The sequence below is a fragment of the Caballeronia calidae genome, assembly GCF_900044055.2.
In the GTDB taxonomy this organism is placed as follows: Bacteria; Pseudomonadota; Gammaproteobacteria; order Burkholderiales; family Burkholderiaceae; genus Caballeronia; species Caballeronia calidae.
In genome coordinates, this window is the sequence record NZ_FCOX02000251.1 from 1 (window position 1) to 1,724 (window position 1,724).

A 1,724-nucleotide genomic window follows, 5' to 3' on the forward strand; every position below is an offset into this window, starting at 1 on the left:
CAGGCAACGACATGGGTGCTGCAGGGCCAAAACAGTCGAGGTTGGTACGGAGCGGTGGCGCTTCGGCGTCTTGTTACCAGCCGCAAGGGTCGTTTCACCTGGCGCACCCCGATGGAAAATCCGTACATCATGCGCGATGAGACACGAAGCACCATTGCGTCGCGCTATGCCGATGTTGCCTTTGCTATGAGCAACACTTGAATGGAGAGCCGGATGCGCTGAAAAGTGCAAGTCCGGTTCGGGGAGGAGAGGCGGGGAAATAGTTCGACTACGCCCTGTCTCTTACTCCACTGCCGACCGCCGAAGGGTTCCTGTATCTCGCGGTAGTGCTCGACGTGTTCAGCCGCCGGATCGTGGGTTGGGCGATGTCGGATCACCTGTACACGGAGCTGATGCTCAGGGCGCTCGATATGGCTCTCGCGCAACGACGTCCCGCTGGCGTGATTCACCATAGCGATCAAGGCTGCCAATACACGTCCATTGCCTTCGGCCGCCGCTGCCGTGAGGCTGGCGTGCGTCTGTCGATGGGGACGGTGGCGGATTGCTTCGACAACGCCATGTGCGAAGCCTTCTTCGCGACACTCGAATGTGAACTGCTCGCCCGCACACACTTCCAAACCCGCGAACAGGCGCGGCAAGCGCTGTTCTCGTGGATAGAAGGTTGGTACAACGTCAGCCGTCGCCATAGCGGCATCGGTTACCGCTCGCCGATGCGCTACGAGCAACTTCACGAGGAACAAAACCGAATCGGCATCACTGGCGAGTTGTCCACGGCCGGCCGGCGTCGTGGTCGTAATAGGCGACCCGCCGGCCGGCCGTGGACAACTCGCGGCACTGCCCAAACCGGAGGGAATCAATCCATTCAAAATTCAACTGCTTAACCATCCACGGAAGCGGGTCACCCCCAGTGTCACAGCAGCACGCTGTAGTGACAGTCTCACCACAACATCATCCTCTCGAGGAACCTATGCGTCTGTTGCTCGCAATCGTCATCCCGTGGCTGCAGTTCTTCACGATTGGCCGTCCGATCGCTGGAACCATCTGTCTCGTGCTGCAAATCACACTGATCGGCTGGATTCCCGCTGCCATCTGGTCGGTGTACGCACTCAGTCAATACAAGACGGACAAGAAGATTGAACGCGCACTCGGAGGACGCGGCTGAAGTGTACGCCGCTCTGCCCGCAAGCGTACGCATGCGCGTGAGGTTGTAGGCCGCCTGCGTCAGGAGGAACAACTGCTCGACCCGCTCGCGGCCACGTTACATCGCCTGACCAATCCAGCCGACCGTCTTGCTGCAGCCGAAGACCTGCTCGGTGCATTTGCGCTTGCACTGGCTAATGGCATAGCCGGCCCAGCGTGTCTTGAGAACCATCAATCGCCGAGCCACCGCCGCGGCCGTCGCTTTTCGCCACATGCGGCGTCACACAATTGGCGCGGCAACTCGCCACGAAGCCCGCAGTGTCATAGTTCTTGTTAGACCCAACAGGGTCCCGATCCTCAAAACCTGGCGCCTGCGGAATTGTAAACACAGCAGAAGGCCAGGCGGGTAGGATGCGCGTTGTTGTACTGCATGCCAGTTCACCATCCATCTCCGATTTTCTGAGGACGGGCGACCTTTACGGTTTTGTGACTTCGATCCAGACAGGGCTACAGAGCAGACCATGGACACGATCTACTCGATTGCTGACGGTTTCCGATTCTCTCTCGTCCTCATCAAGCCGACC

Annotated in this window: 1 protein-coding gene and 3 pseudogenes; 3 read left to right on the forward strand and 1 reads right to left on the reverse strand. The window is 59.2% G+C overall.

The window, feature by feature from the left end:
• The 3 genes and pseudogenes from AWB78_RS49180 to AWB78_RS42410 all read left to right on the forward strand — a co-directional run.
• A pseudogene (locus AWB78_RS49180) lies at positions 1-201 on the forward strand (group II intron reverse transcriptase/maturase); the annotation flags it as partial.
• An 83-nt stretch (positions 202-284) separates the two neighbouring features.
• Positions 285-731: pseudogene (locus AWB78_RS44990) on the forward strand (IS3 family transposase); the annotation flags it as partial.
• Between the two features lie 236 nt (positions 732-967).
• Positions 968-1,162, forward strand: a complete 195-nt coding sequence (locus AWB78_RS42410; protein ID WP_062613257.1) for a YqaE/Pmp3 family membrane protein — start codon at positions 968-970, stop codon at positions 1,160-1,162.
• A gap of 12 nt (positions 1,163-1,174) precedes the next feature.
• Here the strand turns inward: AWB78_RS42410 and AWB78_RS44995 are convergent.
• A pseudogene (locus AWB78_RS44995) lies at positions 1,175-1,484 on the reverse strand (IS5/IS1182 family transposase); the annotation flags it as partial.
• Positions 1,485-1,724 lie beyond the last annotated feature (240 nt).